This window comes from Rhizobium sp. P44RR-XXIV (assembly GCF_001999485.2).
Taxonomy (GTDB): Bacteria; Pseudomonadota; Alphaproteobacteria; order Rhizobiales; family Rhizobiaceae; genus Rhizobium.
In genome coordinates, this window is the sequence record NZ_MPVZ02000029.1 from 1,579,821 (window position 1) to 1,605,676 (window position 25,856).

The window sequence follows — 25,856 nt, forward strand, 5'->3', positions numbered from 1 at the left end:
ATTCCGCGAGCTGCATGGCTCAAAGGTCTTGCTCCAGCCTTGTGCCATACAGGGAAAAAGCCAGCTTCACACAAGTCATTCTCGTTATCGTGGCGGCATCAGCAACGTGCGAGGAACCAATGAGCATCTTTGGTAGCATGAAAACGGCAGTTTCAGGCATGAACGCTCAAGCAAACAAGCTTAGCACCGTGTCGGACAACATCGCGAACGTCAATACAACGGCCTATAAGTCGGCAACCGCCAGCTTTTCGTCGTTGATCCTGCCCTCGGGCGGCGGCAACTACAATTCCGGTAGCGTCGAGACGAATATCAGCTATTCGGTAACGCAGCAGGGCGACGCCATCTCCACTTCGTCGGGTACCGACCTGTCGATCCGCGGCGCCGGCTTCTTCGTCGTGCAGGCAGCAGACGGCTCGACGGTTCTGACGCGCGCCGGCGACTTCACCCCGGATGCCAACGGAAATCTCGTGAATTCCGCCGGCTACACCCTGATGGGTTATTCCTACGCATCGGGAGCACCGGCTGTCGTCGTCAACGGCTTTGATGGCCTGGTGCCGATCAACGTCAATCAGAGCGGCCTTGCCAACTCACCTTCTACCTCGGGCAGCTTTACCGGCAACCTCAATTCGGGTGCAACGGTCGTCGTGCCGAGCACGACCGAGACACTGCCGAGCGCCAACAAGGCGACGACCACAGCCAATACCCAGAAAAGCTCGGTCGTTGCCTATGACAAGCTCGGCAACACCGTTATGTACGACATCTATTACACGAAGACCCAGGCTGCATCGCCTGCTGTCGCCGCTGACCCGACCGCCACTCCGCCGATCGTAGCGGTCCCAGCGAAGGCGGATCAGTGGGAAGTCGCCGTCTACCGCAATGCCGATGCGGCGACGGGTACCGGTTCGTCTTTCCCCTACTCGTCTGGCCCTGTTGCCACCAGTACGCTGGCGTTCGATACAAGCGGAAATATGACAAGCGGTGGCAGCTTTACGATCACCGATCCAAAGACCGCCGGGTCGATCACGATGGATCTGACCAAGATGACCCAGAAAGCCTCGGCTTTCGCCTCCACCGGTTCGACCAATGGACAGGCGGCGGCAGCAGTCACTGGCGTCACCATCGACAAGAACGGTATCGTCTATGCCAATTATGCGAAGGGCGACCCGAAGGCTATCTATCAGATCCCTCTGGCAACCGTCGCAAGCCCGGACAAGCTGTCGCTCCTGAGCGGCAACGTCTATCAGGCCAATGCCGACTCTGGCGTAACCGTCACGAGCTTCGCCAACAGCAATGGCCTTGGCTACATTCAGTCCAACTCACTGGAAGCTTCGAACGTCGACCTCGCTGGCCAGCTCACCGACATGATCCAGGCGCAGAAGAGCTACACCGCCAATTCCAAGGTGTTCCAGACCGGCTCCGACCTGTTGGACGTCCTGGTCAATCTCCAGCGCTGATTTTTCCTCCGCGCAGTCAAAGGGCCCTTCGGGGCCCTTTTTATTTCTCGCTGCGTTCGGCTGGTTCGGCGCAAATCTGCGTCGCGAGCTCTTCCTTACTGCGATGCCTCCAAATTCAATTGCCTGGCGCCGAGATAGTCGTCCGCTCCCCGAAGCCGAAATTCAGCCACATTTGCGCCGTTATGCCCTCGGAATGCTGGGCGATGCGGTTTAAGCAAGTCTGATAAAAAGCTTGTGATCTCTATCGTGACTGTCGCCATTTTCCGGCATCGTTAGGGTCTCGTTCAGCAAAGCAGCGCACAACTACGATTTCTGGATCTGAGTACGTGTCGGTCAGGCTTGTGGGGCGGGCAGGCTGTCATGCCGCTCTCATCGGCGACGATGTACCGAGGTCCACGGTATTTAACAGGAGATCCAAATCAGTGCGGTCGAGACGTGCCCCCAGAAGCATCGCCAGGATGCTTAGCCTTTGTACCGTCGCCATCCTCATTGCCAGCGCGCCGCAATCATTTGCTGCGGGACAGCAGTCCGATGTTCCAGCTTGGCTTACGGCCCATATGGGCCAAGGTGACGGTCAGATCGCCCGCCCGGTCCTGCAGAGAGCCCGCGCGCTCTACATGCGCAAGGTGAGTGAAGGCAAGGTCAGGAACCCCTGCTACTTCGCAATGGACGCAACACGTCCCAACGACCCGAGCGACGGCGGCCGGTTTTACATCGTCTGCGAGGCCAGCCAGACATTCCGGGTCGTTTCATCCGGACACGGCAGCGGTCGCGATCTCAAGGGTGTCGTTGATTTCGGCAACGGACGCATGTGTGCCAGGAACTTCGGCAACGCCATGGATTCAAACCTGACGACCGGCGGCTCCTATATGACCGAGGAGACGAAGACGACGTTCAAGGGCTATTACCCTGCCTCGCAGACCAAGGACGTTGCCTATCTCCGTACCTTCCTTCAGTTCGACGGCGAGGGTGAGACCGCAAATGCCCGGCAGCGGGCAATCGGCGGGCATGCCGCAGCAAAGGTCGCCGGCGTCTGCATGAAGAAGGATCCGCAAAGCCCATATGCCAACCGTGACGGCTACGTGCCGCTCGGTAAGCTGGTGGAATATGCCGGTGGCCGTAGCGACGGCTGCACCAGCTGGGCAGCATCGGATGCCAACCAGATCATTTCGATGGTGAAGGACAATCCGACGACACTCTACATCTATCCGGAGTCATCCGATATCAACGCGATCGCAAAGACGGTCGCTGGGGGTCGCTCACCATCGCAGGCGGGATTGTACTGGAACGACTCCTGCCTGAAACAAATCGGCGCTCCGAAGTTCTGGCCGAAGGAATCTCTTGAGCCGGTCATCGTCCAATACAAGAAGGATCATCCGGCGCCGCCAGCAAAGCCCATACCGCTTTGCCAGTAAGCAGCCGTTCTCGACAAACGGGGAGGCAAGAGACGATCCGTCGAAGGGTCACCCTCCTCCTCCCTGTCTTCATGAGGCTCTGGCAGCCGTTTCTTTAAAACGGAGGTTATAAGCGGAAGGGCATGGACTTTTCTGCGTAATTAAGCGATAAAAACACAGGGTTTCGGCGATCTATGGGTTTCTTTTCCATATTTTCTCGCCACTGACGTCGAATTTTTCCGACGATCTACCTGATTGATTTCATTCACTTAAAGTCTAGAAGTTGAAGTTATCGGCAGCTTTGCTTCTCCCAGACATGCGAATGCCATGGGGCACCGTCCGCAAAACCGATGTTTCCATCGGCGCCGCCATTGTGTTTCAAGCCGGGAATTGCTCTCGAAGTGAAGCTTCTGTTGAGGGGAATCCTAACGATCTAGGCCAATTTCTGTGTACCTCCGGCGGTATTGGCCCTCAGCAGGGACATCAGCATTGGACCGATCGCAAACTCTCCCTTCTGGCTTCGGCGTGTGAGATCGCGGAGATAAGCGCCAGCGGATTTGATATGCGAGGTTCTCTCCAGAATGCAGGCTATCACCGTCGCGGTGTTCTCCGGCCCCAGGATCGCGCAGGCCTGATGGTGGGCCTCAGGGCTGATATCAAGCATTGATTTGACGACGACCGAGGCTGTCATCAGATCGCGCCAATTTCCGATCCTGCCGTTGGGACCGTAGGCAGCAATTTCCGGGCAAGCTCTCATAACGATGTCGAGGGGAAATGCTTTGACTGCGATAGGTTCGTTCTTGAGCCTCTCTGGGCGCGGCTCGGTTGCGGCAGGTGAAAGCCCGTTTTCTTCAAGCGAGCGATTTAAGGGCGCCACGTGAGGGTTTGGCTGCATCTCTACCGAAGCCACGGACAACACAGCGCGCTGTTTTTGCCGTTGCGCTTCAGATTCAGATAGGGATTCTGAGTCTGAATTCTGTATGTGCCGCTCATTTTGATAGGGATTGCCGCTTGGTTTTGTTGTTTTTGCGTGTTTTTCCAATCGGTTGACGATTTCGTCCTGCAGTCGACCGAGTTTCGACAGCAAAGCTTCGAGCTCTTGGATATTCGGCGAGCGTGGAAGACTGTCGATGAGGCTACGGAAGCCGGAATGAACGGCCTCCCACTGACCCTCGACGCCGTCTGAGAGCGCTGTTTCGATAAGCTTGAGGATATCACGCCTGTGAAGGCTGACGCGCTCTCTCAGGCTCTGCAGATGAAGACGCTCGGCGACGACCTCGGCAGCGAGATATTCGATCTCTTCCGCGCGAGAAACCAGAGGAGCCAGCGAAAAACCATAGGCCTCGTTGACCTCCCCAGCCCTGCTTCTGCGAGCATAGCGTTTGCCGTTCGGACTATCGCGCCGGACGATAAGACCAGCTTCGATCAGCGCCGCAAGGTGACGGCGGATGGTTTGCTCGGCCATGCCATGGGCGCGCAGAGACAATTGTGCGTTCGAAGGGAACACGACCAGGTTAGCTCCATCCGAGAGTTCATTCTTCGGATAGAAGCTCAGAAGCGCGCTGAGAACGGCAAGCGCTCGGTCCGTCACACCAAGAATAGGCTTGGCTTCGCAGAGCGCACGATGGATCTTCCACTTATCGACCGACTTGGCTGGCCTGGCATGTTCAGCCCTTTTCTGAGCTATCAACATGCCAAGCGTCATCGGCCGCCGCCCAAAGGGCGTCGTCACGTATTCAGTGTCCATTTTTCTTCACCTACGTTGAGGCAAAAGAAATTTGCTCACCAAAACGATGCCAAAGACTCTTGACTGTGATTCGGGGAAATGCGATTCTCGATGTGCTTAAGATCGGAGAAGGGCTTCCACGATGGTATCGTTTGGGGGCCTTTTTCTTTTGCGGCTTACGTTTCCTTTCCCTGCTGGAACTCAGTGAAGAGACCCTTCAGTCTCTCCTGCACAAACTGGTCGAATCCAGGTGCCGCCTTGCTGTCGAAAACAAAGGTGGCACGCGCTGGCGTTCTCTTAAATGTCACGGGTACACCGGATATGGCGGATGGTTCCACGATCGGCTTTGTGGATGCAGGCTTGCCAATCGCCAGAGCCATGGCCTGCTGAAAACGTTCATCACTGGATAGCTTGCGACTGTTGTCCGCGGACAACTCGGCGACAATCGGTTCAGGAGCAACGCCCTCAAGGCGCTCTCCCAGCTCCAACCACCGTCTGCGACCGATCTCCGGCGCCGGGCCAATCGCGCTGATAAGGGCCAGAGGCACCTGCCTCATGACGATCAGCATCTTTGACAAGGCAGCCTTATCCACGCCAAGCGCGGCCATGATGATATCTCTGCCAAAATCACGTTGCTCAAGCCGGAGGGCAAAGAGAGCCCGTTCGATATAGGACAGGTTCGTGCGCGCACTGTTTTCCTGACCTTGGCTTACAACGAGCTGATCGTCGGTAAGTTGACGGACAACGGCACGCACCTTGATGCGAAGTTCCTTTGCCGCAGCCAGGCGCCTGTGCCCGTAGGCAACCTGATAGCGCCCTCTGGCCTCGGGATGCGGGCGCACCAGGATGGGTACCTGCTGGCCGTGTTCGCGTATCTGCTCGACGAGCTGACCAAGCTCAACCGGATCGATCTCAAGGCGGTCGGTGACGAAGGAACCATCAACGAGATCGGGATCGACCTCGACGATGGTCTGACCTTCCGCCAGCTGTCGTTCGAGATCGCTGGCTCGCTCCATCTTTTCGGTGATGTTGCCGAGCGTTCTGGTGATGCCGCCAACGGGGCCGCCGCTTCTTGCCTGCGGCAGAAAGCCGGCAATAGGCCGGGTGTCTTTTGCCGGCGCGGTATCGGCGCGCCCCGTATTCGGAGCCGAAATTTCAATCAGGTTCTTGCGCGCCATCTATCTATTTCCTTCCCCAAGTGGAACGGAGATGCGTCTCGATCTCGCTGTTCACCAGATTGAGCGATTCCAGCGCGCGATCGTAAGTGCCGCGGGTGAACTGAGCTCGTTCGACTTCGTAAAGGGTTTGCTTGGTGACACCGGCATCGGCAACGGCCGTCGACTTGACCATGGCATTGTGGAGCATGCGATTGCCGAAGATGGCTTTCATGAAGCCTGTCATCTGGCTCTGAGGCCCATCGTTCGGCTCGAAGCGGGTGACGAGATAGCGCATCCAGTCGTAGCTGGTGCGACCCCCTGCACTCTCGACCACGGACATGAGTTCGCTGGTCATGGTCAGGAACTGGGACATCGACATGACGTCGAGCATCTGCGGGTGCACGGTGATCAGAATGGAGGTTGCCGCGCAGAGTGCCGACATCGTCAAGAAGCCAAGCTGCGGTGGGCAGTCGATGACGACGACATCGTAGAAACTCTCGATTTCCGTCAAAGCCTCGCCAATACGTGCAAAGAACATCGTCTCTGCCCTGCCTGCGGCCATCGCCCGCGGCGTCTCGTGCTCGAACTCCATGAGTTCGAGATTCCCGGGTATGAGATGCATGTTCGGCGTATAAGTCGATCGAACGATGTCGGAGATCGGCCGTGGCGCCTCATAGCGGATGGCACCGTAGAGCGTTTCGCCCTCGCCCACATCAAGCTCGGGTTGGTGCCCGAACAACGCGGACAAGGAAGCCTGCGGGTCTAGATCTATGGCCAGCACCCGGTATCCTCTGAGCGCCAAATATTGCGCGAGATGGGCCGCCGTCGTGGTCTTGCCCGAGCCGCCCTTGAAGTTCATCACCGAGATAATCTGGAGCTTCTCGGACCCCTTGCGCTGAGGCACGTATTTAGGCGTTCCGTTCCGCTCATCCAGAACCTTGCGGATGCGGTCCATATCGTCGGCGGTGTAAAGCCTGCGGCCGTTTGCCAGCGGGTCCGGTCCATGGCCTTCGGCGGCGATCTGGCGGAGATAGCCTTCGCCGATGCCGATAAAGGCGGCGGCTTCCGCCGGCGAAAACATCCGCATCGTCTTCTGCGACTGAGGCGGGAAGAGCTTTGCCTGGTGTTGCTGGAGCTGATAGGACAGCTCTTGCGCATCTGTTGCCAGAAGCGTCGGAAGGTGCTCTTGTTCGTCCTGGAGCAGGGGACTCGGTTGCATTGTCTTTTTCCCAATTAACTGCGCAATTGTTGCGGAAAGCCACGGAACTACGCAGTTACAATATGCTCCGATTCGTGTCCGTTTTACAAATGCTTAAACAATTGGCATTTTTTCTTGGGTTTTCGCTCAATAGCTGTGCAGGAAACCCGCCTTCAGCCGATCGCATTCCAATGAATATTGAGACTGCGAGATCGGCGCGAGAGGCGGAACTTGCTCTGTTCCGGGGAGCGGTTTCCCGTCCGAAGGTAGTCCGCGGACTACTGGCCTTGCTGAGCGCTGGTGGGTGCCTTCGTGTAAGAAGCTGAGGCGAGTCGTTTAGTGCGGCATATGTTCTCGTTGAACTGGTAGTCCGCGGACCACACCTTAGGCCGATGTGGTCGTTCCCGCTGAGCGAGCTTCCTTATAGAAGTGGGAAAGGTAAGTTTGCAAAGCCATTCATAGCACTCGTTCGCTCAACAGCCGCCACGGCCTCGGCGATCGCTTTATCGAGCCACGCCATCGGAAAGCTTGCGGCGGCCAAGAAGCGAGGCGCGGATCAGGTCTGCTTTGCTGACTGCCGGTGGCGCCGGCTTGGGCTCAGGTTGATGCACGGGTGCCTTGGTCTGTGTCTGCCGCAATGTTGTTAGGCGGTGTTGCGCCGCCAGCCGGTCCTCGCTCGAGAGCGGTTCGGTCGGATTCCCCGAAATATCATGCCGCATCGAGTCAGGCTGCGCGCAGGCAAAATAATATTGCTTGGAATGGAGGAATGCACTGGTTGCGCGGCGAAGCGACATGACGGGCACATCGGGTTTCAAGAGCGGGCGAATTTCACTCCAGAGCCCAAGCGCGAAAGGGCGAACGGGATCGCCTGGCCTGGAAGGCAGAATGTCAATGCGCTGAAGCAGAAGCGTATTGATCGCGTCCGCCTTCTTGACATCGAGCGCGGTTGCCACGATCGGACCATTGTTTGTCATCCAAGGTTCTTCCATGAAATCGTTCCTCTGCCTCGAAATCCATTACGAACTGATTGTGAAGTGATTTTGACGGGGAGTAAAAGAATCCACCGCCGATCTATGATGGCTACGCCGCATATATGAGCGGGTGACAGCTGCAGCAAGTTTTGGTTAACGGGATTTTTATAGTTGGGCGGATAACTTGCATCTGGCCGCGAAAGGTATTGAGTACGCGGCGCCCACTCGGCCGAAAAACGGCCAGCCATAAAGATCTCATTTGCCAATGCCATCAGGTGCAGAGATTTTTTCCCCTCATTGATTGATACAGTGATTGACCTGTCGTCCCCTGACGCAGGAGATCTTTGGGGAGAGTACCCAACTCGCGCCGTGAGCTAAAGATCCATAGCGTCGCAGGCCCACCTTTTTCGGAGATGTTTTGGTATCGGCTATCTGCGGGCGCGCGATATGTCCTTCCCATTTCATAGGAGTCCTGCGAGATCGCCGAAGTCCCCACCGAGCATCGGGATGCCTGACGCTGCGGGACCAAGTGTATTGGGGGGGGAGGGTAGGCCAGGTCAATTTCAGCATGAGATATCGGCCTTGAGTTCTATCTCCGTCCATTCGGTTCACGTCTCGCCACTCCAGACGGAAACAGTTTGGGCACCAGAATGGCGAGAGGTTTAAATATGTCGGTGATAACCCGCTCAGGTTTTGCGAGTGCCGGTTGGCGAATGCTCGCTGTGGCGGTACATACGGCATCGTGATCGGCCAAGCCTGAGTCTGAGTCGATGAGCCGCCTTCTGGAGAGATATCTTGAGCATCAAAGCATTTCTGTCTCTGAGCGCTGTTCTATCGCTTTCATTTGGCTCGAGTGCCCTGGCCTTCGATAAAGCGACTTTTTTCGATGCGGCGCTCTGCAAGCCGGCCTATACGACGGCCTCGGCCACGAAAATGTACGACGAAGCGGAGAAGCTTGCGAAGGCCGACATGTCGCTGATGACGGCGGCTATCTACAAGTTGCCCGGGGACTTCGGCCGGCAGGGTTTCAAGACAAGCGAACTCGTCTTTGCCGGTTTGAGCTTTGGCGTTCTGGTTGAAGGTTTGCGGGCCGACGACCTCGCCAAGGCCTATCAGTTGAAGTCGGACGATCTTGGCAGCCTTCTAGGGACGGCGACGAAGGCGTACGCACGCGCCCTGCCGAAGTCTGCTCAGCCGACTGCCGATATGGGGATCGTATCGATCATTGCCCGTGAATCCGCCGCCTTCCCGGGCAAAACACTACTCGCCTGCGAATTCGTGACGAATGAGGATCGCGAGGCCATGAAGCAGCTTCAGGGAAAATGAAACTATCGCATAGTGCATTCAGTTCCGGCGACCGCGCGCAGAAGGTACGCGCGGGGTATCCCATCGGGGCACCTGCTCAATTCAGTGAGCATTCTGTTAGCGAGAGCAGGGGCTTGAGGTCAATGACCGCTCTTGATCAGCAGCGGCGGCCCTACTTGAAGGCAGCATCGCCAACGGAAGTTATGCGTTATTTTGTTTCCCATATGGAAAAGGCCATAGCTAATTCATATGGTTAATATTGCCTAAATTTCGGACGGCGTTGGGCAGAAGCACGTACGCGGGGCAGAAGGGGTGGCAGCTGTGTTGATCGGTACGCCGTGGGCGTTATTGCAGATTGACAAGTCTGATGGGATCAATGATCTTTATATTAGGCCTGTGCAGCCTGCCGCTCGCGCCAAGTTTGGTTTGGTGAATGCACTTGGATACCGGGTTCGACTTCCAGCCCTTTCGGCAGTCGGTCAGCAATGCGAGCACTGACAAATAGATTGCCATGGAGGAACTGGAATGTTCAACACCGTCGCTATCAAAGGCATGGCAAAGGCCATGCGTGACGCTCTCAGCAGTCGGAAAATCGATCTTTCTCATAGCGAATGCCTTGAGTTGATTGCGAAGCAATTCGGTATGAAAGATTGGAATGCGCTTGCCGCTGTGCTCGGGCCAAAGGGGGTAGAAAAACCACTTTTCTTCTCCGTGATTGGCGAAGAAATGAAGCTTCACAGGACAACAGAGAAGCTCAATGTGAACGACACTGATCTGTCGGGATCGACCTTCAACGATGCAAATCTCTCAGGCACGACGTTCAATCAAATTAATTTTTCTGGAGCTAGGTTCAACGATAGCAATATGAGCGGATGGTACGTCAATGACGTCAATCTTTCGGGCTCGCGCTTTCAAAACATCAACTTTTCTGGGGTTGAGTTCGCCAACTGCCGGCTTATGGGTGCGACACTCGACGGCATACCTTTCGAAGAGATGGTCGAGGCGTATGAGAAGTCGCAGAACTCCTAGGTATCGCGGGTGAGGCGTCCATCCATTCTATGAAAACAGCTGTCGCAATAGTCTGCAATCGTGACCGACTAATGCGACAGCGTTCCCGAGGCTTCCCGCAGACCATCAGGACGAGGCATTGTCTCCGGATGAGTTGCGGCACTTCGCGCCTATCGCAAAACGCTTCTTGATCCTGTCGACCGGTGTTCCATCCGATAGGGGGACTTGAGCGAGCCTGTCATAGGTCTCGAAGCCCATCTTCTCGTAATAGGCAAGACCACTGACGTTGTCGGCGCGAATAGTCGCATTGATGAATTCGAACCCGAGCTCTTCTGCGGCAGCTCGGGTTGCGGGGAAGAGAGCGCTTCCCACGCCGCGTGCGCTTGAGTTCATACGGGCAAATGTCGCGATGTCGGCGAATCCTTTCGGTGGATCTCCATATAAGCTCAGGGACTGAAAACCGACGAGCAATCCGTCGTGTTCGGCAACGTGGCAAACGAGGGCGAACTCGCCATCGATGAACCACTCCGCAAATTCCTCAGCCGAAAGCGGCGTCTCGAGCGCGGTGGTTCCGCCGGCCCGGATGATTTCATTCAGGAGACCGGATAGTTCCTTGGCGTCGACAGTGACGGCCTTTCGAATATGCATGCTTTTGTTACCCCGTTTTTAGGCTGAGAACGAATTGGCGCCTGGAAAATGCAGGTGACGGCTTAGCCCATGGTGCCGTCAGTGCGGCTTGCGGCACAACTTTTGAAGATCATCGCTCAGCCCTGCAATTTGAAGCAGCCAAGGAAATCCCTAGCCGAAAGTCGGAGCGATTACGATCGATAAACTCAACCGACCTGCGGCATTTTGATGCCTTCCCCGACAGGTCCTGGGGCGCCGCATATATTTGATCGCGCACAATGATCCCGGCTTCCGAGCTCTCCTTCCCCGGGCGTCTTTTCGGTGGGGGTAGATGAAGTTCAATAGAGAGTACTAATTTTGCATCGCAGTATTTATTCGCCGCTTTCAATCTCGTTAAAACATTAATTTCTCAGAAATAATTCCAATTCTTTCTTGATGATTAAAAGTCATACTGATGTCGCAGGGAATATTGGGATGAAGATATACTGTTTATTAATTCAGCGCATCTAGCTTCGTTAAAATACAAGCGGTTCGGTCGTGGTTTGCCGCTTGCGGAATATTGTTTCTGTCAAGGCACGCGGGGGGCGGGCCGCGCGATTGCAGCGCCACCCAAGAAGGTGGTGATATGATTTTGAAATCCGCAACTAGCCGCAATATTTTCGCTGTCGCCGCATGCGGCGTGATCGCCACGGTGGCCGCTTCGGCCATCCTGTTCGATTCCGCCTACACGACGATCCGCCGGTCCAGCCTCGATCAGATGCGGGAGATCGCCGACACCACGGCGGCCGGATCCGAAAAAGCCCTGGGATCATCGATCACCATCGTCAATTCGCTCGAGACCGTCCTTTCAACCATGAAGGAAACGGGCAATGCAAACCGGACGGCCGCCGACGATCTCCTGAAGAACATGCTCGAAGACAATCCGGCGGCGCTTGGCGTCTGGACCGGCTGGGAGCCGAACGCCTTCGATGGCAAGGATAAGGATTTCGCCGGCAAGGACGGCAATGATGCGACCGGCCGCTATATCCCATACTGGGTTCGCAGCGGCGGCAAGATTACGCATGTTCCGCTCGCGGACTATACCGTTTCCGGCGCAGGGGACTATTACCAGCTCCCCTTCAACCAGCAGAGGACCGTGGTCATCGAGCCCTATTCCTATGCGATCGATGGCAAGCAGGTTCTGATGACCTCCATCGCCAAGCCAATCATGATCGATGGCAAACCTGTCGGCGTTACCGGTCTCGACATCGCCCTCGATGACGCCCAGAAAGCCATTTCCACGATCCATCCCATGGGCACCGGCTTCATGAGCCTGGTCACCGGAGGAGGGGGGATGATCAGCCATCCTGACGGCACGCTCATCGGAAAGAATATCAAGGATGGCGGCGCCCAGACGGCTGGTTGGGACCAGCTGATCGCCAGCCCCGGCGCCGAACGCGAGATTACCGGTCCCGACGGCAGCGTCTATTTTGCCGTCGCCGAGCCGGTGAAACTGACCGACGGCATATCCTGGTACGCGATCGTGGCTGTGCCGAAGGCCACCGTATTCGCGCAGGTCGACAATGTCGTGAAGAACGCGATTGCGGTCACCTCGATCGCCGCCGTCCTCCTTGGCCTTGCCGGCTGGCTGATCGCCCGGCGGTTCGTTCGCCGTATCGAGAATGTGATCGGCGAAACCGACCGGATCGCCAATGGCGATCTGAATGTGACGCTTAAAGATCGCGAAGCCCGCGACGAAATCGGGGATCTTTCCCGCTCGCTGAATATCCTGCTGGAAAGCAATCGTGAAAAGCTGCGGCTCGAAGCCGAGGCAGAAGCCAGCCGTGCGACACAGGAGACGGAGCGCGCCGAGCGCGCCCGCGTCAACGACGCCCAGGAAGCGGAAGTGAAATTCGCCGTTGGCGAACTCGCCGCCGGACTGGCGCAGCTTTCGGACGGCAACATGACGGCCAGGCTCGACCGGCCGTTTACATCGGCGCTTGACGAGATTCGCGGCAACTTCAATGCCTCGGTCGAAAAGCTGCAGGCCGCGATGATTTCCTTCTCCGAGAATGCATCCGTGATCCAGAGCGGATCGGAGGAAATCCGCGTGGGTGCGGACGATCTCGCCCGACGTACGGAACAGCAGGCGGCTTCGGTTGAAGAGACGGCCGCAGCGCTCGAGCAGATCACCACCTCCATCAAGGATTCGACCACGCGCGCCGAAGAAGCCGCAGCTTTGGTCGGCCGCACGAAGGACAATGCCGAACGTTCCGGCGAAATCGTCCACAGCGCGGTCGAGGCGATGAACGGCATCGAACGCTCCTCGCAATCGATCTCCAACATTATCGGTGTGATCGACGAGATTGCCTTCCAGACAAACCTGCTTGCCCTCAATGCGGGGGTCGAGGCTGCCCGCGCCGGCGAAGCCGGCAGAGGGTTTGCCGTTGTCGCCCAGGAGGTTCGTGAGCTGGCTCAGCGCTCCGCCACGGCGGCCAAGGAAATCAAGGCGCTGATTCATTCATCCGGAGATCAGGTCAAGAAAGGTGTCAGTCTCGTTGGGCAAACCGGGGAGGCCCTGCGCGCAATCGTTCAGGAGGTCCAGCAGATCGACAGCAATGTACAGGCGATCGTGCAGTCAGCCCGAGAACAGTCGACCGGCCTGCAGGAAATCAATACCGCCGTCAACCAGATGGACCAGGCAACCCAGAAGAATGCGGCGATGGTAGAGGAATCCAATGCCGCGTCCCATACGCTGGCAAGCGAGGTCTCGTCACTCTCGGCCCGCCTCGGGCAGTTCAAGCTGGACGGTGCCGCAGGAAAGGTGGTTTCGCTGGGCAACTCGGCACCGGGAAGAAGTGCAGGCCCCTCGAGAACCGCCGCGGCCACCCCCAGCGCCGGGCTTTCCGGCCAGAGGGCACTGGGCGAGAGACTCCGCTCCGCCTTCAAAGGGGCTGCGCCGGCAGCGGCAGACCCTGCATGGGAAGACTTCTGATGTTTCCCATGCCCTTCGAAGCGATAAGATTCGGATAGCTACCGCAGCACGTGCCACAGCATCGACCATCTGATCTGGCTCAGACTTCCTTGAGCCGGATCGAGCCCTTCAGGCTTCCGATCAACGTAGCACTCGCCTCGTTCAAGCCCAGCACATCGGCGGGGATATGATGCGCCTTGAAACGCTCGACCACCTTGTCGAGGGCGGCAACGGCGGTGATGTCCCAGAAATGGGCGCGCGACACGTCGATAAGAACTGTCATGCCATTGGCTTCTTCGATATCGAAAGCCTCTACGAACACATCCGCCGATGCGAAAAACACCTGGCCTGTCACGCGGTAGGTCAGCCGCTTCGCCGTAGCGTCCGTCTCGGTATCGACTTGCAGAAGGCGAGCGACCTTGAACGTGAAGAACACACCGCTCAAAAGCACGCCGACCGTTACACCCAACGCCAGGTTCGAGCTGAACACCGTAACGAGGACGGTCAAGACCATCACGGCGCTCGACGTCTTCGGGTGAACGACCATTGCCTTCAGAGACGACCAGTCGAATGTGTCGATCGACACCATCACCATGATGGCCACCAGTGCGGCGACGGGAACCTGCGACACCCATGGCTTGAGGAGAACCATCAGGATCAGCAGGAGCGCGCCTGCAAACAAGGTCGAGAGACGCCCGCGTCCGCCGTATTTCACGTTGCTGACCGTCTGGCCGATCATGCCGCAGCCGGCGATGCCGCCGAACAGGCTCGCTGCGGCATTGGCGACGCCAAGGCCGGCGCATTCCCTGTTCTTCGAGCTGGGCGTGCCGGTGAGGTCGTCGACGACACTGGCCGTCATCATCGATTCCAGCAGGCCCACCATGGCGATGGCGAGCGCCGGCCCGGCGATTATCCTGAGGGTTTCCAAAGTCAGGGGAACGGTGGGCCAGCTCAGGATTGGAAGCGAGTCCGGCAACTTGCCGAGATCGGCAATTGTCATGACGGGCAGCCGCAGGGAGATCGAGGCGACGGTCAGGATGAGGATGCAGATCAACGGCGAGGGGATCGCCGTCGTGATCCTTGGTACGAGGTAGATGATCGCAAGCCCTGCGGCAAGCATGGCATAGCCAAGCCAGCCTCCGCCGATGATGTGGGGAAGCTGGGCCCCGAAGATCAGGATCGCCAGCGCATTGACGAAGCCGGTGCGGACGGACTTCGAGACAAAGCGCATGAGGACTCCGAGGCGCAAAAGCCCGAACGCGATCTGGAAAAGGCCGGCGAGCAAGCCGGCGGCAAAAAGGTAAGGCACGCCATGGGCATGGACCAACGGCGCCGCGACAAGGGCGACTGAGCCCGCCGCGGCCGAGATCATGGCGGGACGACCGCCGGTAAAGGCGATGACGATGCCGATAATGAAGGAGGCGAAGAGGCCGACCTGAGGGTCGACGCCCGCAACGAAGGAAAAGGCAATGACCTCGGGGATCAGCGCGAACGTCGCGACGGCTCCGGCGAGCATTTCGCGCGTGGGATTGGCGGACCAATCCCGGCGGATGGATGAGAGTTTCATGTGATGACGGTCTCGCAAAGCATAGCGAACACGCTGGGTGCAGCGGTTTTGGGTGACATGCTGGTTTTGCGTGGTCTGGCGGATCGGCGGCCAGAAGAGCCACCCGGAGTTTCACCGGGTCCGTGGTGAGTACGCTGCTTATGGCCAGAATTTTTCCGCGACGCAACGTGAAATTTTTGCCGCCGTCATGCCCGCGCCAGGGCACCTGTGCCGATGCCCTGGTTCTTCGTCTAGATAACTCTTGCCTAGGCCAGCTGATCTTTGGCCAGGTGGTAAAAGTACATGGCTCCACGCTCTAGGATGTCATCGTTAAAGTCGTAGGTCGTGGTGTGGAGGCCGGAGCTGTCGCCATTGCCGATGAGGACATAGGCGCCTGGAACTCTTTCGAGCAGGAACGAGAAGTCCTCGCTCCCCATCAGGGGAAGGTCGAGTTCGGTAAACGAATCCTCGCCGAAGTGCCGTTTGATCGTCGACTTCGCCGCCTCCGCGGCATCCTTGTCATTGATGGTCGCGGGATAGCCGACCTGCCAGTCGAGTGAGATATCGGCACCATAGCTCTTCGCCTGAAACGTTGCGATCTGCTCTACGCGTTCGCGTATCTCTTCACGCACCTTCGGGTTCATGGCTCGCATGCTGATCTCCAGCACAGCGGTGTCGGGAATGATGTTGGATGCCGAGCCCGACAGGAAAGCGCCAACGGTGACAACGGATGGCTGGTGGGGCGAGATGTTGCGTGACACCAGCGTCTGCAGTGCCATCACGATGCTGGAGCCGACGACCACGGGATCGACGGTCAATTCCGGTTGTGCACCATGACCGCCCTTGCCCTTCACCGTCAGCGTCAGGACGTCGATCGAGGCGGCAACCGGTCCGGCGCGGGTTGCGAAGGCGCCGGCCGCGATGCCGGGCCAGTTATGCAGCGCGAAAACCCGCTCGCAGGGAAAGCGCTCGAACAGGCCGTCCTCGATCATCAGCTTGCCGCCGCCGAAGTTTTCTTCCGCCGGCTGGAAAATGAAATGCACGGTTCCCGAGAAATTCTTGTCTTGCGACAGCGCCCAGGCGGCACCGAGAAGCATGCTGGTATGGCCATCATGGCCGCAGGCATGCATGGCGCCGGGATGCTGGCTGGCATAGGGAAGATTGGTTTCCTCATGCATGGGCAAGGCATCGAAGTCTGCGCGGAAACCGATGGCACGATTGCTGCTGCCGGCGCGAAGGGTAGCGACGATGCCTGTGGTGGCGAGGCCACGCGTTACCTCAAAGCCCCATTTCTGAAGCTGCTCCGCAATGAAATCCGAGGTCTTGAATTCAGACAATCCGATCTCGGGCATCTGATGCAGGCTATGGCGGATCTCGATGAGATCGGGGAGAAAGCCTTGGAAGTCGATATCGCTCATTGCGGTCCTCATGCCATCTGAAGGAATTGACGAAGTCGCGGGGATTCCGGATTGCGCATCATGGTCTCCGGCGCGCCGCGCTCCTCGACCAGGCCTTTGTGAAGGAAGATCACCTCGCTGGAGATATCGCGGGCGAGCGCCATTTCGTGGGTGACCATCACCATGGTGCGGCCCTCTTCGGCCAGCTTCTTGATCACCTGAAGCACCTCGTTGACGAGTTCCGGGTCAAGGGCGGATGTCGGCTCGTCGAAAAGCATCACTTCCGGGCTCATGGCGAGCGCGCGGGCAATCGCCGCGCGTTGTTGCTGCCCGCCGGATAGCTGCGCCGGATATTGATCGCGCTTCGGCGTGATGCCGACTTTCTCCATCAATACCTCGGCTTCGGCAATCGCATCCTTGCGGGACGTGCCGAGAACATGGATCGGACCTTCGATGATGTTTTCGAGGATTGTACGGTGAGACCAGAGATTGAAGCTCTGGAAGACCATGCCGAGGCGGGTACGGATATGTTCGAGCTGCCGCGGATCGGCCGCATGCAGCTTGCCGCCGCGCGACGGTGCCGTGCGGATCGCCTCGCCTGCGACCGAGATTTCGCCCTTGTCCGGCGTTTCGAGATAGTTGATGCAGCGCAGTAGGGTGCTTTTGCCCGAGCCGCTGCTGCCGATCAGCGAGATCACGTCGCCCTTGCGGGCCTCAAACGAGATGCCCTTCAAGACCTCGACGCTGCCGAAGCTCTTATGGATGTCTCGTACCGAAAGTGCAGTCTCGACCATTTCAATTCCTCCCGAGGCTTTCGAACTCACGCACGAACGGCGCGATAGCGCGTCATGCGGAATTCGACGACGTTCATGATCCGGGTCAGGATGAAGACCACGGCGAAATAGATGATGCCGGCGGCAATCAGCGGCTCGAAGATCAGCAGAGATTGACGCTGCAGCATGCGCGCTGTCCCCATCACTTCCAGAATTGTGATGGTCGAGGCGAGCGATGTCGTCTTCAACAGGATGATCAGATCGCTTGTGAGAACCGGCAGGCAATGGCGGAACGCCTGCGGCAGCGTCACGCGCCGAAGGATCGTCCATCGCGTCATGCCGATCGAAAGCGCGGCTTCGATCTGGCCGCGGGGGATCGCCTGGATGGCGCCGCGAATGACTTCGGCATTGTAGGATGCCTGGTTCAGACTGAGGGCCGCGATCGCATACCAGAGGCCATCGCGCAGATAGGGCCAGAGGAAGCTGTGGCGGACCCAGGTGCCGGGCAGGATCTGACCGAGGCCGTAATAGACCAGGTAAATCTGCACCAGCAGCGGTGTCCCGCGAAAGGCGAAAGTGAAGGCGAAGGCGGGCCAAGCGAGCAGCCGGTATTTCGACAGGCGGGCAAGGGCTGCAAGCGTGCCGATGATCAGGCCGAAGATGCCGGCCGTTGCCGTCAGCAGCAGCGTGAGCGGCGTTGCCTTGATGAGGGCGGGTAGAAAGGAAATGACGTTGGTGATCGTTTCCATCAGCGATGCCCCCGGTTCAGGTAGTGCTCGATGCGGCTGATCAGGAACACCGACACCAAGGTAATGAGCAGGAAGAGCAGGGCGGTAAGACCGTAGAAGAGAATGTATTGCTTTGTGCTCGCGGCCGCTCGGTAGCCGGTGTAGAGCAACTCGCTGAAGGAGCCGAGCACCGAAATGATGGCGCTCTCCTTGGTAATGGAGAGCCAGAGATTGCCCATTCCCGGCACCGCGTGGCGCATCATCTGCGGAAGTATGACGCGGATCAGGATCTTGCGTCGCCGCATGCCGATCGACACGGCGGCCTCGATTTGTCCCGGCGGCACCGCGAGATAGGCTGATCTGAGAACCTCGGTCATGAAGGCGCCGGAGACGAAGGCGAGCGCGATGATGGCTGCCCAGAAGGGGCTGAACTGAAAGCCGTCATCGACGAGGCCGGCATATTTCAGGAACCGTTCAGCGCCGCTTGCGACGGAGAAATAGAGCAGAAGGATGACCAGGAGTTCCGGCAGCGAGCGCACGACGGTCGTATAAAGTCCGGCCGCAAAGCGTAGGGATCGATGGTGCGAAAGCTTGCCCGCGGCGCCGAGAAAGCCGAAGCCTACGGCCACTATGTAAGAGATGATCGAGACCTGAAGGGTCATCAGCAGACCCCAGGCGAAATTGCCGCCCCAGCCTTCCGGGCCCCAGCCGAGCAAGTGCCAATATGAGTCCATGCATTCTACCTGCTCGATCCGGCTTTGCTTTTGAAGTGAGCCGGTCGGCCCTTGTTGTTGCCGATAGTGCGGGATCAGGCGCCGTCTGGTCTGCAAGGCTGCGATGAGGCGCTAAGAGCGATTTCGCGACAAAGGCAGAAGGAGGGCGGGTGGCCGCGGCGTTGCGGGCGCGGCCGAAGCCGCGCCCGATATCACGCCATTACTTTTTGTTGAAGATCCACTTGTCGACCAGCTTCTGCGTCGTGCCGTCCTTGTCGAGCTCGGCAAGCGCCGTGTCGATCTTGGTCAGCGTGTCGGCATCACCCTTGCGGATGGCATAGGCAACGCCTTCGCCAAGCGTGGTGTTCTTCGGAACAGTGAGCTTCACTTCATAATCGGCACCGGCATCCGACTTCAGGAAGGTCTGGATGTAGAGATCCGGGATCAGAACATAGTCGACGCGACCGGCGATGAGATCGGCAACGGAGTTGTCGGCCGTGTCGTAGCTCTTGGCTTCAGCACCCTTCAGGTATTTCGCGACATAGGCCGCCTGAACGCTGGAGGTCTGGACGCCGATGATCTTGCCGGAAACGATTGAGGGATCGATGATTTTGCCTGAACCATCGGGCGCGTCGACAGTGGTGATCTTCGCGCTGTCGGACTTGGCGCCGACAAAGGACGTGCCTTCGGTGTAGTACGGCGTGCTGAAATCCACGACCTTGCGACGATCGTCGGTGATCGAGAAGGCGCCGATGATGAAATCGACCTTCTTTTCGTTCAGCGACGGGATGAGGCCGTCCCAGGCCATCTGCTTGATGTCACACTTTGCCGTCAGTTTTGCACAGACCGCGCGGGACAGATCGGCTTCGAGGCCCTCCCATTCGCCGGCCGCATTCACCTGCGTGAACGGCATATAGGGCTCGGGTGTCATGCCGAGGCGGATCGTGTCCTCGGCGTGAGCAAGGCCGGCAGACAAGATAAGTGCGACGCCGGCCGCGATTGTCGATTTGAAGCTATGCATGCTGTTCTCCCAGTTTGTTTTTAAGTTTGTTTTATCGGCCGTTGCGGAACCAGCGCAGCGACATGCAGGACAGGCCCGCATCAATCTTTCCGATTTGGGTCGTCTGCAAAGGCACGACCTTGTAGCCGAGCTTGTCGAGCATCTCGATCGTGCGCGGGAAGTCCGAACCGACCATAACGACATCGTTGACGCGCAATGCGTTGGCGGCAGGCTCTTCGCCTTCCGGAATGATGATCTGCTTGAAATCCTTGAAGACGCCGGAGCGGGCGAGGCGGGCCGTCGAGAGCACGCTTTCGTCGTCGAGCAGCGAGCAATCCGTCTTGAAATGCAGTACGCCTTCTGGCGTCGCGACGATCTCAGCCTTGCGGCCGAGCTTGGCGATGCAGGCGACGAGGGCTTCGGCACCGACCTTGTCGGTCCGCGCGGAAAGGCCGATCATGACGCTCTTCGGCGTCGTCAGCACGTCGCCGCCATCGGCAAAGCCGGGGCTCGGAAGGTCGAGGACGGTTTCGAACATGCCGCGAAGCGTCGGGGTGATTTCAGCCGTTTCGCCGACGCGGGTTGCAGCACCAGGACGAAGCAGGATCGCGCCTTCCGGGAAGACGAGCGCCGGGTCTTCGACAAAGACCGAGTCGGGGAAGGCTTCGAGGGCGGGAAGAATGGTCACTTCGACACCGGCATCGCGCATGGCGGCGATATAGGCGTCGTGTTCGGCCTTGACGCCATCATAGGTCGGGTTGCCCCGATCGTCGGCGCGAAGGCCGTTGACGACCGAGCGCGAGGGCTCGCGCACGATGACCGAATTGAAGTGATAGACTGATCTTGCTTGCGACATTTCCAAGTACCTTTATGTTCTTGACGGCTTCTCTATCCGGCTCACCCGGCGGCGTAAAGCAATTGTGTGGCTGCCGGATCGCGGCGCGACAGGTGGATTCCGGCGAGCATGCAGCGCACCGACCCACCGGCCAGTTCTATGGTCGCGACATCGAAGGGCAGCAGTTTTGCCGACTGCTCGATGGCCTCGGCCTGGCCTGCGTCGAGGGCTGCGTGAGCCCTGGCAGACAATACGACCACCCTGCCGCCTCGGCCTTCCAGCTCGATGGCATTGCCGGCGAAGTTCTCGATCTGCTCGATCGAGAGATCGATCACCTTGCGGCCGGTCTCCTCGAGCCTTGCGATGATCTCCTGGCGGCGGGCAACATCCGGGATCATCTGAGATCCAAGAAGCGCAAAATCCGTTCCGATGCACATCAGCACGTTCGTGTGGTAGATCGATTTGCCGTTCCGATCGACGGCATCGAAAACCATCGGCTCGAAGTTGAAATGGGTGCAGAAGCGCTCCAGCGCGACTTCATTGGTGCGGTTGGAGCGGACGGCATAGGCGACGCGGCCGATATGATCGAGCACCATGGCGCCGGTGCCTTCCAGATAGACATGGTCCTTTTCGAGGCCCGAATAGTCGATGACGTCCTGGACGCGATAATCGGTCTTCAGCATCTCGATCACATCCGTGCGCCGCTCGCTCTGACGGCTGGCGGAATACATCGGATAGATGGCGACATGGCCGCCCGAATGCGTGGAGAACCAGTTGTTGGGAAAGACCGAGTCCGGCGTCGTGGCGGTCTTGTCTTCGAAGACATGTACGGTAATGCCAGCCGATGCGAGGCCTTCGGCCATGCGCGTCACTTCGTCGAAGGCCGCACTTGCGATTGCCGTTGCCGCACGCCTTTCGTCGTTCGACTGGAACGAGTTGTCGTTGGCGGTCATCGGATTCGGGGTGAAATGATGCGGCCGGATCATCACAACTGACTTCGGGGCCTGTACGGATAGTTTACTCATGCTTCAGGCGACACTCCGCGGCAAAGTGGAGGCTGACTGGCGAAAAAGCCGCGATGATTACGGGCATTCTCTGGCTTGGCATCGCACTGCAGCTTCGTCTTCGACTTGCCTGGCAAGCCGAGGCTCTGTTTCGAAGCGCTCGCGGCGACGAGAATCTTCGCCGGTCGAGCCAGCTCGACAACATCGCCGACGCCTACAGATTGAACCACGTTTCCAGCCTCCTCAGGAAATTTGATGAGGCAGCGTAGGTAGGCATAGCGTCAGTTGAAATTCGAGAACTGTAGAAATTCTTGCAGTAAATCTAGCAAATTGCACTGCCGCTTTGTGCAAACCGCCAGAGATGTTTTTGATTGCTGTATTGGGGCTTGATCTCGACGACCGCGATGAGCGGCATCCAGGCCCTTGGAAGATCAAAGTCCGGGCGCCTGAGGCCTCTTGTCGAACCTTCCGTCTGACGGTTGGTCGAGGAGAACCGGCGCATCTAAATCCCGTATCAATGGGAACCCGAACAGGTCTGCATCGTTTCTGAAAGACGAATTGTCGTAAACCACCAGGAGAATGCAATGGCCGATATCAAGCTGGACAAGGACGTCAACGTTCAGATCGAGGAGCTGCGCAACCAGCTGGACAAGCTTTCGACAGACCTGGCCGGCAGGATAGACCTTGCATCGGAACGTGCCGATGAAGCGCTGTCTTCCGCCAAGGCCAAGGTTTCCGACGTTGCGGACATGGCGCGCAGGGAGGGCCGGAATGTGGTCCAGGCCGCAAGGGAAAACCCGACGGCAACAAGCTCGGTGCTCTTTGCGACCGCGCTGGTCGGTTTCTTCGCTGGCCTGGTCGTCGGCAAGCTTGCGGACTGACGTAAGTCATCAGGATCTGCCCGTTACGTCCGACCTGTCATGGTCAAGGCGCAACGATGGTGATCGTGCGGATGCCCCATTGCATCTGCACAACCCCGCACGGTGATGAGCCGGAGCGGGGTTTTACTTTGGTCAGATATGGTGAGAGCTGGCTTGGTCGCGTGTCATCTTGCTGAGGATGGCGACCTTCGCTTGGGGCTCGCAAGCAGGCCCTCGCGCTGCAGTTTCTTCCGCATGGCTTTGCGGTGCCTACTGACGGCCTGCGCCTTTTCGCGGATGCGACGCTCGGACGGCTTTTCATAGGCCCGTCGTTCCTTCAGCTCCCGGAACAGCCCCTCGCGCTGCATCTTTCGTTTCAGCGCTCTCAGCGCCTGTTCGACATTGTTGTCTTTTACCAGAACCTGCATTTTGTTCTCCTTGTTGTTGGCGTTGATAAAACAATGGTCGCCGTCAGCCGAGTTGCTCGGCGACCAGCTGCTGAAGCTCCCTGCGCGTCAGCAGGCAGGGATAGGGCTTCCAGTTCTTGTCGTTGGGCCGGTTGCCGGCCTGTTCCCGTTCGCACGGCTTTGCCGCCGCAATCGCAGGCGTAATGTTTGGTGTGTTCAATAGAATTTCCTTCGCCGGCCATCGGCCAGCGTTAATGACAGTGTGTTGTGGGGGCGCCCGTCACGTCACAAGACGGAGTGCAAAGCCTTAGGCTTCGCGGCTACCCGGTGTAGCCAGGGACGCTGTTTCAGCTCGTAAAATGGGTATTCAGAAGTGGCATTGCAAGGACGGGTCATTTCGCCCGAGCTTCAGCCCCAAGCCTTGCATCCGGCGGAAGGCCGCCAAAGGCAGCGCTTTCCAACCACTAGCTCAAGGCGCTCACTTGTTGGTGCGGTCGAGCAGAATGCTCATCTCGTCAAAGCGGCGCTTGCGGTCGGCATTCGTATCGTTCGCCGAGTAGCAGACATCGGACACACAGAACCGCGTTAGATGGTAAGGCGGATCGGTCTTGTCGAACTCGCATTCGAAGCTGTCGCTCATATCGGATTTCGCGGTTCCCGGCCGGATCGAATAGGTCAGCCGGACACCGGGTGGCTTCAATTCAGGAAAGGATTGGACGATGCCGACATTGAGATGATCGGTCAGCAGAAAATTCCTGGCGGCAATCTGGCATGTGTTCTCGAGCTGGGGTGACTGAGCCTCTGCTGCTGCCGGTGCGAACAGGGCGGCGCCTGTCAGTGCGAGGCCCATCATTGCTGCTGTCGATAGGATGGCGGATGTGGTTCCGATAGGGCGCTCTCTACGACGGTTCCGAAATGACGAAGTCTCGATACTGATCGCCGGCATTTCATGTTCCTTTCAAATGCCTGTCGCTGACGCGGCACTGCCGGTGATTGCAGAGCCATGCGCCTCAGCGCTTCACTCGGTTCGCTACCGAACCGGGTAAGGAACGGCCTGCGGCTCTTATGGTTCCCGGAGAGGGTATCGGTTTGGAGCTGGCGTGTTGCCTTCGCTCCTGTTGCTTGCTGCCGCCAGTGCCTTTCAGACGCGGCCCGTTCGGTGCTGGTCGACGAGATTGCGGCAGGCGCGGATCGTCAGTGCCATGACGGTAAGTGTCGTGCCGGCGATACCGCTGCCGGGAAAGGCACTGGCGTCGGTGACGATGACGTTGGGTACATCCCAAAGCTGATTATGGGCGTTGAGCACTGAATTTCGCGGGTCCCTTCCCATGCGCGCGCCGCCTGTCTCGTGGATGGCCGCTCCCATGCACATGGTCTTGCGGAACCAGGTGCGGAACATGAAGCGGCTGAATGGATCGGCATCGGGGAAGGCGCCTCGACCCATTTCCCTGAGGCCGGTGGGTGAGCCGATGAATTCCAGATCACCGCCGACGCCGCGCACCATGTCGATCAGCACCTCTTCCTGCCGGCGCAGCAGCGCATGTTCTTCCTCGCCCATGACGCAGCGGATGTGAGGCACCGAAATACCCCAGGCATCCTTGCGGCGCGCATCGAGCGTGATGCGATTGTCGGCATAGGGCAGCATGCGGCCGAAGCCGAAAAAGGCCAGTCTTGCGGGCTGGTCGTCGGGCGTCGGCGCCCGACCGATGCTACCCTGATAGTCGAAATCATCGCGGCCGGCATCGCCTTCCCCGAAACGCGGGACGAAGATGCCACCAGAGGGATTGTAGAAGGGATCGGTCGGAGCGGAGTCGTCGACTGCCCAGCCCTTTGCCTTGGAGAAGGAGCCGAAGGCGAGGCACGGCAGCTGGTCCATGAAATAGCGGCCGAGCGCGCCGGAGCTGTTGCCCAGCCCCTGGGGATGACGGGCGCTCGCTGAATTGAGAAGCAGCCGCACGCTTTCGATCGGCGATGCCGAAAGCACGACAAGGGCTGCATGCACTGTCTCAACCTCGCCGGTAACGCGATCGATGAATTCCGCACCTGTGGCTTGGCCGCCGGATTGATCGGTCGTGATGCGGCGGACGATGGCGTCGTGGCGGATAGTGAGCCGACCGGTTGCCAGTGCCTCGCGCAACGGCTTCGGCGTGCGCTCGGCATCGGGCGCGATATAGCGCCAGGAAACGACGTGCCGCTGCGGCCAGCGCCCCTCGACCTCCGTCTTGAAGGTCTCCTCGGCCGGCGTCAGCTTTGCCGGATGCGCATAGACGCCGTCGGGCAGGGTCTCGACGCCATCCTCGTTGCCGTAGAGCCCGAGGCTCGATTCGACCTCGGAATAATAGGGCGCAAGCTCGTCGTAGGACACCGGCCAGTCCTCGCCTTTGCCGGTCTTCGACTTGATCTTGAAGTCGTCGTCCGTCCAGCGCAGCAGCACGCGGCCGAAGCTGTGCAGACGGCCGCCGCCCTGACGACCACGGATCCAAAGGAAGGGTGCATCCTTCGGGGTGGTGTAGGGGTTCTTGCGATCGTTGACGAAGAAATGGCTGAAGCGCTCGGTAAAGAAGGCCGCGCGTGCCTGAATGGGCTGGCCCTTCAGCGTCGCGCGGGCTCGCTCCCAGATATTGATGCTGCTGGCGGGTGCCTTCTTGCGGTTCGGGTCGAAATCCCTCTGTGTCACTGCGGGACCGGCTTCGAGCAGCAGGACCGAAAGCCCCTGGGCGGTCAATTCCTTGGCGGCAAAGGAGCCGGCGGCGCCGGAGCCGATCACCAGCGCGTCATAGATAGTCTGAGACATGGATAA

24 protein-coding genes and 1 other annotated feature are annotated in these 25,856 nt (G+C 58.6%); of the genes, 6 read left to right on the forward strand and 18 right to left on the reverse strand.

Going from position 1 to position 25,856, the window contains the following annotated elements:
- Nucleotides 1-119 precede the first annotated feature (119 nt).
- Entirely contained in the window at nucleotides 120-1,454 is a 1,335-nt protein-coding gene (locus tag BSK43_RS33205; RefSeq protein ID WP_077471542.1) for a flagellar hook protein FlgE, read from the forward strand.
- Between the two features lie 458 nt (nucleotides 1,455-1,912).
- The gene (locus tag BSK43_RS33210; protein WP_246662770.1) at nucleotides 1,913-2,869 is read left to right on the forward strand and encodes a murein L,D-transpeptidase catalytic domain family protein; all 957 of its coding nucleotides are present in this window, start codon (nucleotides 1,913-1,915) and stop codon (nucleotides 2,867-2,869) included.
- A 412-nt stretch (nucleotides 2,870-3,281) separates the two neighbouring features.
- Here BSK43_RS33210 and repC read toward each other — a convergent pair whose 3' ends face one another.
- From repC to BSK43_RS33230, 4 genes are all read right to left on the reverse strand, one after another.
- A complete protein-coding gene (gene repC, locus BSK43_RS33215; protein ID WP_077471540.1) occupies nucleotides 3,282-4,595 on the reverse strand; it encodes a plasmid replication protein RepC in 1,314 nt (437 codons plus the stop codon).
- A 155-nt stretch (nucleotides 4,596-4,750) separates the two neighbouring features.
- Nucleotides 4,751-5,752 (reverse strand): plasmid partitioning protein RepB, encoded by a 1,002-nt coding sequence (gene repB / locus BSK43_RS33220; protein WP_077471539.1) that lies wholly within the window; start codon nucleotides 5,750-5,752, stop codon nucleotides 4,751-4,753.
- 4 nt (nucleotides 5,753-5,756) lie between these two features.
- A complete protein-coding gene (gene repA / locus BSK43_RS33225) occupies nucleotides 5,757-6,950 on the reverse strand; it encodes a plasmid partitioning protein RepA (protein ID WP_077471538.1) in 1,194 nt (397 codons plus the stop codon).
- Nucleotides 6,951-7,432: 482 nt separating this feature from the next.
- Nucleotides 7,433-7,918, reverse strand: a complete 486-nt coding sequence (locus tag BSK43_RS33230) for a ProQ/FINO family protein (protein WP_077471537.1) — start codon at nucleotides 7,916-7,918, stop codon at nucleotides 7,433-7,435.
- 777 nt (nucleotides 7,919-8,695) lie between these two features.
- Here BSK43_RS33230 and BSK43_RS33235 point away from each other — a divergent pair.
- Entirely contained in the window at nucleotides 8,696-9,226 is a 531-nt protein-coding gene (locus BSK43_RS33235; RefSeq protein WP_246662771.1) for a hypothetical protein, read from the forward strand.
- 504 nt (nucleotides 9,227-9,730) lie between these two features.
- Complete coding sequence (locus tag BSK43_RS35920) at nucleotides 9,731-10,234, forward strand: pentapeptide repeat-containing protein (protein WP_246662772.1); 504 nt, start codon at nucleotides 9,731-9,733, stop codon at nucleotides 10,232-10,234.
- A 105-nt stretch (nucleotides 10,235-10,339) separates the two neighbouring features.
- On the opposite strand, the gene BSK43_RS33245 is transcribed toward BSK43_RS35920, so the two are convergent.
- Nucleotides 10,340-10,861, reverse strand: coding sequence for a GNAT family N-acetyltransferase (locus tag BSK43_RS33245; protein ID WP_077471535.1), 522 nt, complete (start codon nucleotides 10,859-10,861; stop codon nucleotides 10,340-10,342).
- 604 nt (nucleotides 10,862-11,465) lie between these two features.
- Between BSK43_RS33245 and BSK43_RS33250 the strand changes: the two genes are divergently transcribed.
- Complete coding sequence (locus BSK43_RS33250; RefSeq protein ID WP_077471534.1) at nucleotides 11,466-13,814, forward strand: methyl-accepting chemotaxis protein; 2,349 nt, start codon at nucleotides 11,466-11,468, stop codon at nucleotides 13,812-13,814.
- Between the two features lie 79 nt (nucleotides 13,815-13,893).
- Here BSK43_RS33250 and BSK43_RS33255 read toward each other — a convergent pair whose 3' ends face one another.
- The 9 genes from BSK43_RS33255 to BSK43_RS33295 all read right to left on the reverse strand — a co-directional run bounded on the left by BSK43_RS33255 (nucleotide 13,894) and on the right by BSK43_RS33295 (nucleotide 22,019).
- A complete protein-coding gene (locus BSK43_RS33255) occupies nucleotides 13,894-15,360 on the reverse strand; it encodes a SulP family inorganic anion transporter (RefSeq protein ID WP_077471533.1) in 1,467 nt (488 codons plus the stop codon).
- 69 nt (nucleotides 15,361-15,429) lie between these two features.
- Nucleotides 15,430-15,485, reverse strand: a sequence feature (sul1 is cis-regulatory element that is thought to sense ions involved in sulfur or methionine metabolism; They are found in Alphaproteobacteria).
- Nucleotides 15,486-15,605: 120 nt separating this feature from the next.
- The gene (locus BSK43_RS33260) at nucleotides 15,606-16,757 is read right to left on the reverse strand and encodes a M20 aminoacylase family protein (RefSeq protein ID WP_077471532.1); all 1,152 of its coding nucleotides are present in this window, start codon (nucleotides 16,755-16,757) and stop codon (nucleotides 15,606-15,608) included.
- Between the two features lie 8 nt (nucleotides 16,758-16,765).
- Nucleotides 16,766-17,530 (reverse strand): ATP-binding cassette domain-containing protein, encoded by a 765-nt coding sequence (locus BSK43_RS33265; RefSeq protein ID WP_077471531.1) that lies wholly within the window; start codon nucleotides 17,528-17,530, stop codon nucleotides 16,766-16,768.
- Nucleotides 17,531-17,556: 26 nt separating this feature from the next.
- A complete protein-coding gene (locus tag BSK43_RS33270; RefSeq protein ID WP_068395731.1) occupies nucleotides 17,557-18,258 on the reverse strand; it encodes an ABC transporter permease subunit in 702 nt (233 codons plus the stop codon).
- Nucleotides 18,258-18,971 carry an ABC transporter permease subunit gene (locus BSK43_RS33275; RefSeq protein WP_077471530.1) on the reverse strand — a complete coding sequence of 238 codons (714 nt, stop codon included), beginning with the start codon at nucleotides 18,969-18,971 and terminating at the stop codon, nucleotides 18,258-18,260. The genes BSK43_RS33270 and BSK43_RS33275 overlap by 1 nt, the downstream gene beginning before the upstream one ends.
- 199 nt (nucleotides 18,972-19,170) lie before the next feature.
- Complete coding sequence (locus BSK43_RS33280) at nucleotides 19,171-19,971, reverse strand: transporter substrate-binding domain-containing protein (protein ID WP_077471529.1); 801 nt, start codon at nucleotides 19,969-19,971, stop codon at nucleotides 19,171-19,173.
- A gap of 31 nt (nucleotides 19,972-20,002) precedes the next feature.
- Entirely contained in the window at nucleotides 20,003-20,806 is an 804-nt protein-coding gene (locus BSK43_RS33285) for an arginine deiminase family protein (RefSeq protein ID WP_077471528.1), read from the reverse strand.
- 41 nt (nucleotides 20,807-20,847) lie between these two features.
- On the reverse strand, nucleotides 20,848-21,810 hold the full coding sequence (locus BSK43_RS33290) for an arginine deiminase-related protein (RefSeq protein WP_077471527.1): 963 nt from the start codon (nucleotides 21,808-21,810) through the stop codon (nucleotides 20,848-20,850).
- The gene (locus BSK43_RS33295; RefSeq protein ID WP_136687432.1) at nucleotides 21,807-22,019 is read right to left on the reverse strand and encodes a hypothetical protein; all 213 of its coding nucleotides are present in this window, start codon (nucleotides 22,017-22,019) and stop codon (nucleotides 21,807-21,809) included. The genes BSK43_RS33290 and BSK43_RS33295 overlap by 4 nt, the downstream gene beginning before the upstream one ends.
- A 354-nt stretch (nucleotides 22,020-22,373) precedes the next feature.
- Between BSK43_RS33295 and BSK43_RS33300 the strand changes: the two genes are divergently transcribed.
- Complete coding sequence (locus tag BSK43_RS33300) at nucleotides 22,374-22,670, forward strand: hypothetical protein (protein WP_077471524.1); 297 nt, start codon at nucleotides 22,374-22,376, stop codon at nucleotides 22,668-22,670.
- 164 nt (nucleotides 22,671-22,834) lie between these two features.
- Here the strand turns inward: BSK43_RS33300 and rpsU are convergent, their stop codons facing one another.
- The 4 genes from rpsU to BSK43_RS33315 all read right to left on the reverse strand — a co-directional run bounded on the left by rpsU (nucleotide 22,835) and on the right by BSK43_RS33315 (nucleotide 25,850).
- Nucleotides 22,835-23,077 (reverse strand): 30S ribosomal protein S21, encoded by a 243-nt coding sequence (rpsU, locus tag BSK43_RS33305; RefSeq protein WP_077471523.1) that lies wholly within the window; start codon nucleotides 23,075-23,077, stop codon nucleotides 22,835-22,837.
- A gap of 43 nt (nucleotides 23,078-23,120) precedes the next feature.
- A complete protein-coding gene (locus BSK43_RS35310; protein ID WP_169055497.1) occupies nucleotides 23,121-23,276 on the reverse strand; it encodes a hypothetical protein in 156 nt (51 codons plus the stop codon).
- 258 nt (nucleotides 23,277-23,534) lie between these two features.
- Nucleotides 23,535-23,909 carry a hypothetical protein gene (locus tag BSK43_RS33310; RefSeq protein ID WP_077471522.1) on the reverse strand — a complete coding sequence of 125 codons (375 nt, stop codon included), beginning with the start codon at nucleotides 23,907-23,909 and terminating at the stop codon, nucleotides 23,535-23,537.
- Nucleotides 23,910-24,197: 288 nt separating this feature from the next.
- Nucleotides 24,198-25,850, reverse strand: a complete 1,653-nt coding sequence (locus BSK43_RS33315; protein WP_077471521.1) for a GMC family oxidoreductase — start codon at nucleotides 25,848-25,850, stop codon at nucleotides 24,198-24,200.
- Between the last annotated feature and the right edge of the window lie 6 nt (nucleotides 25,851-25,856).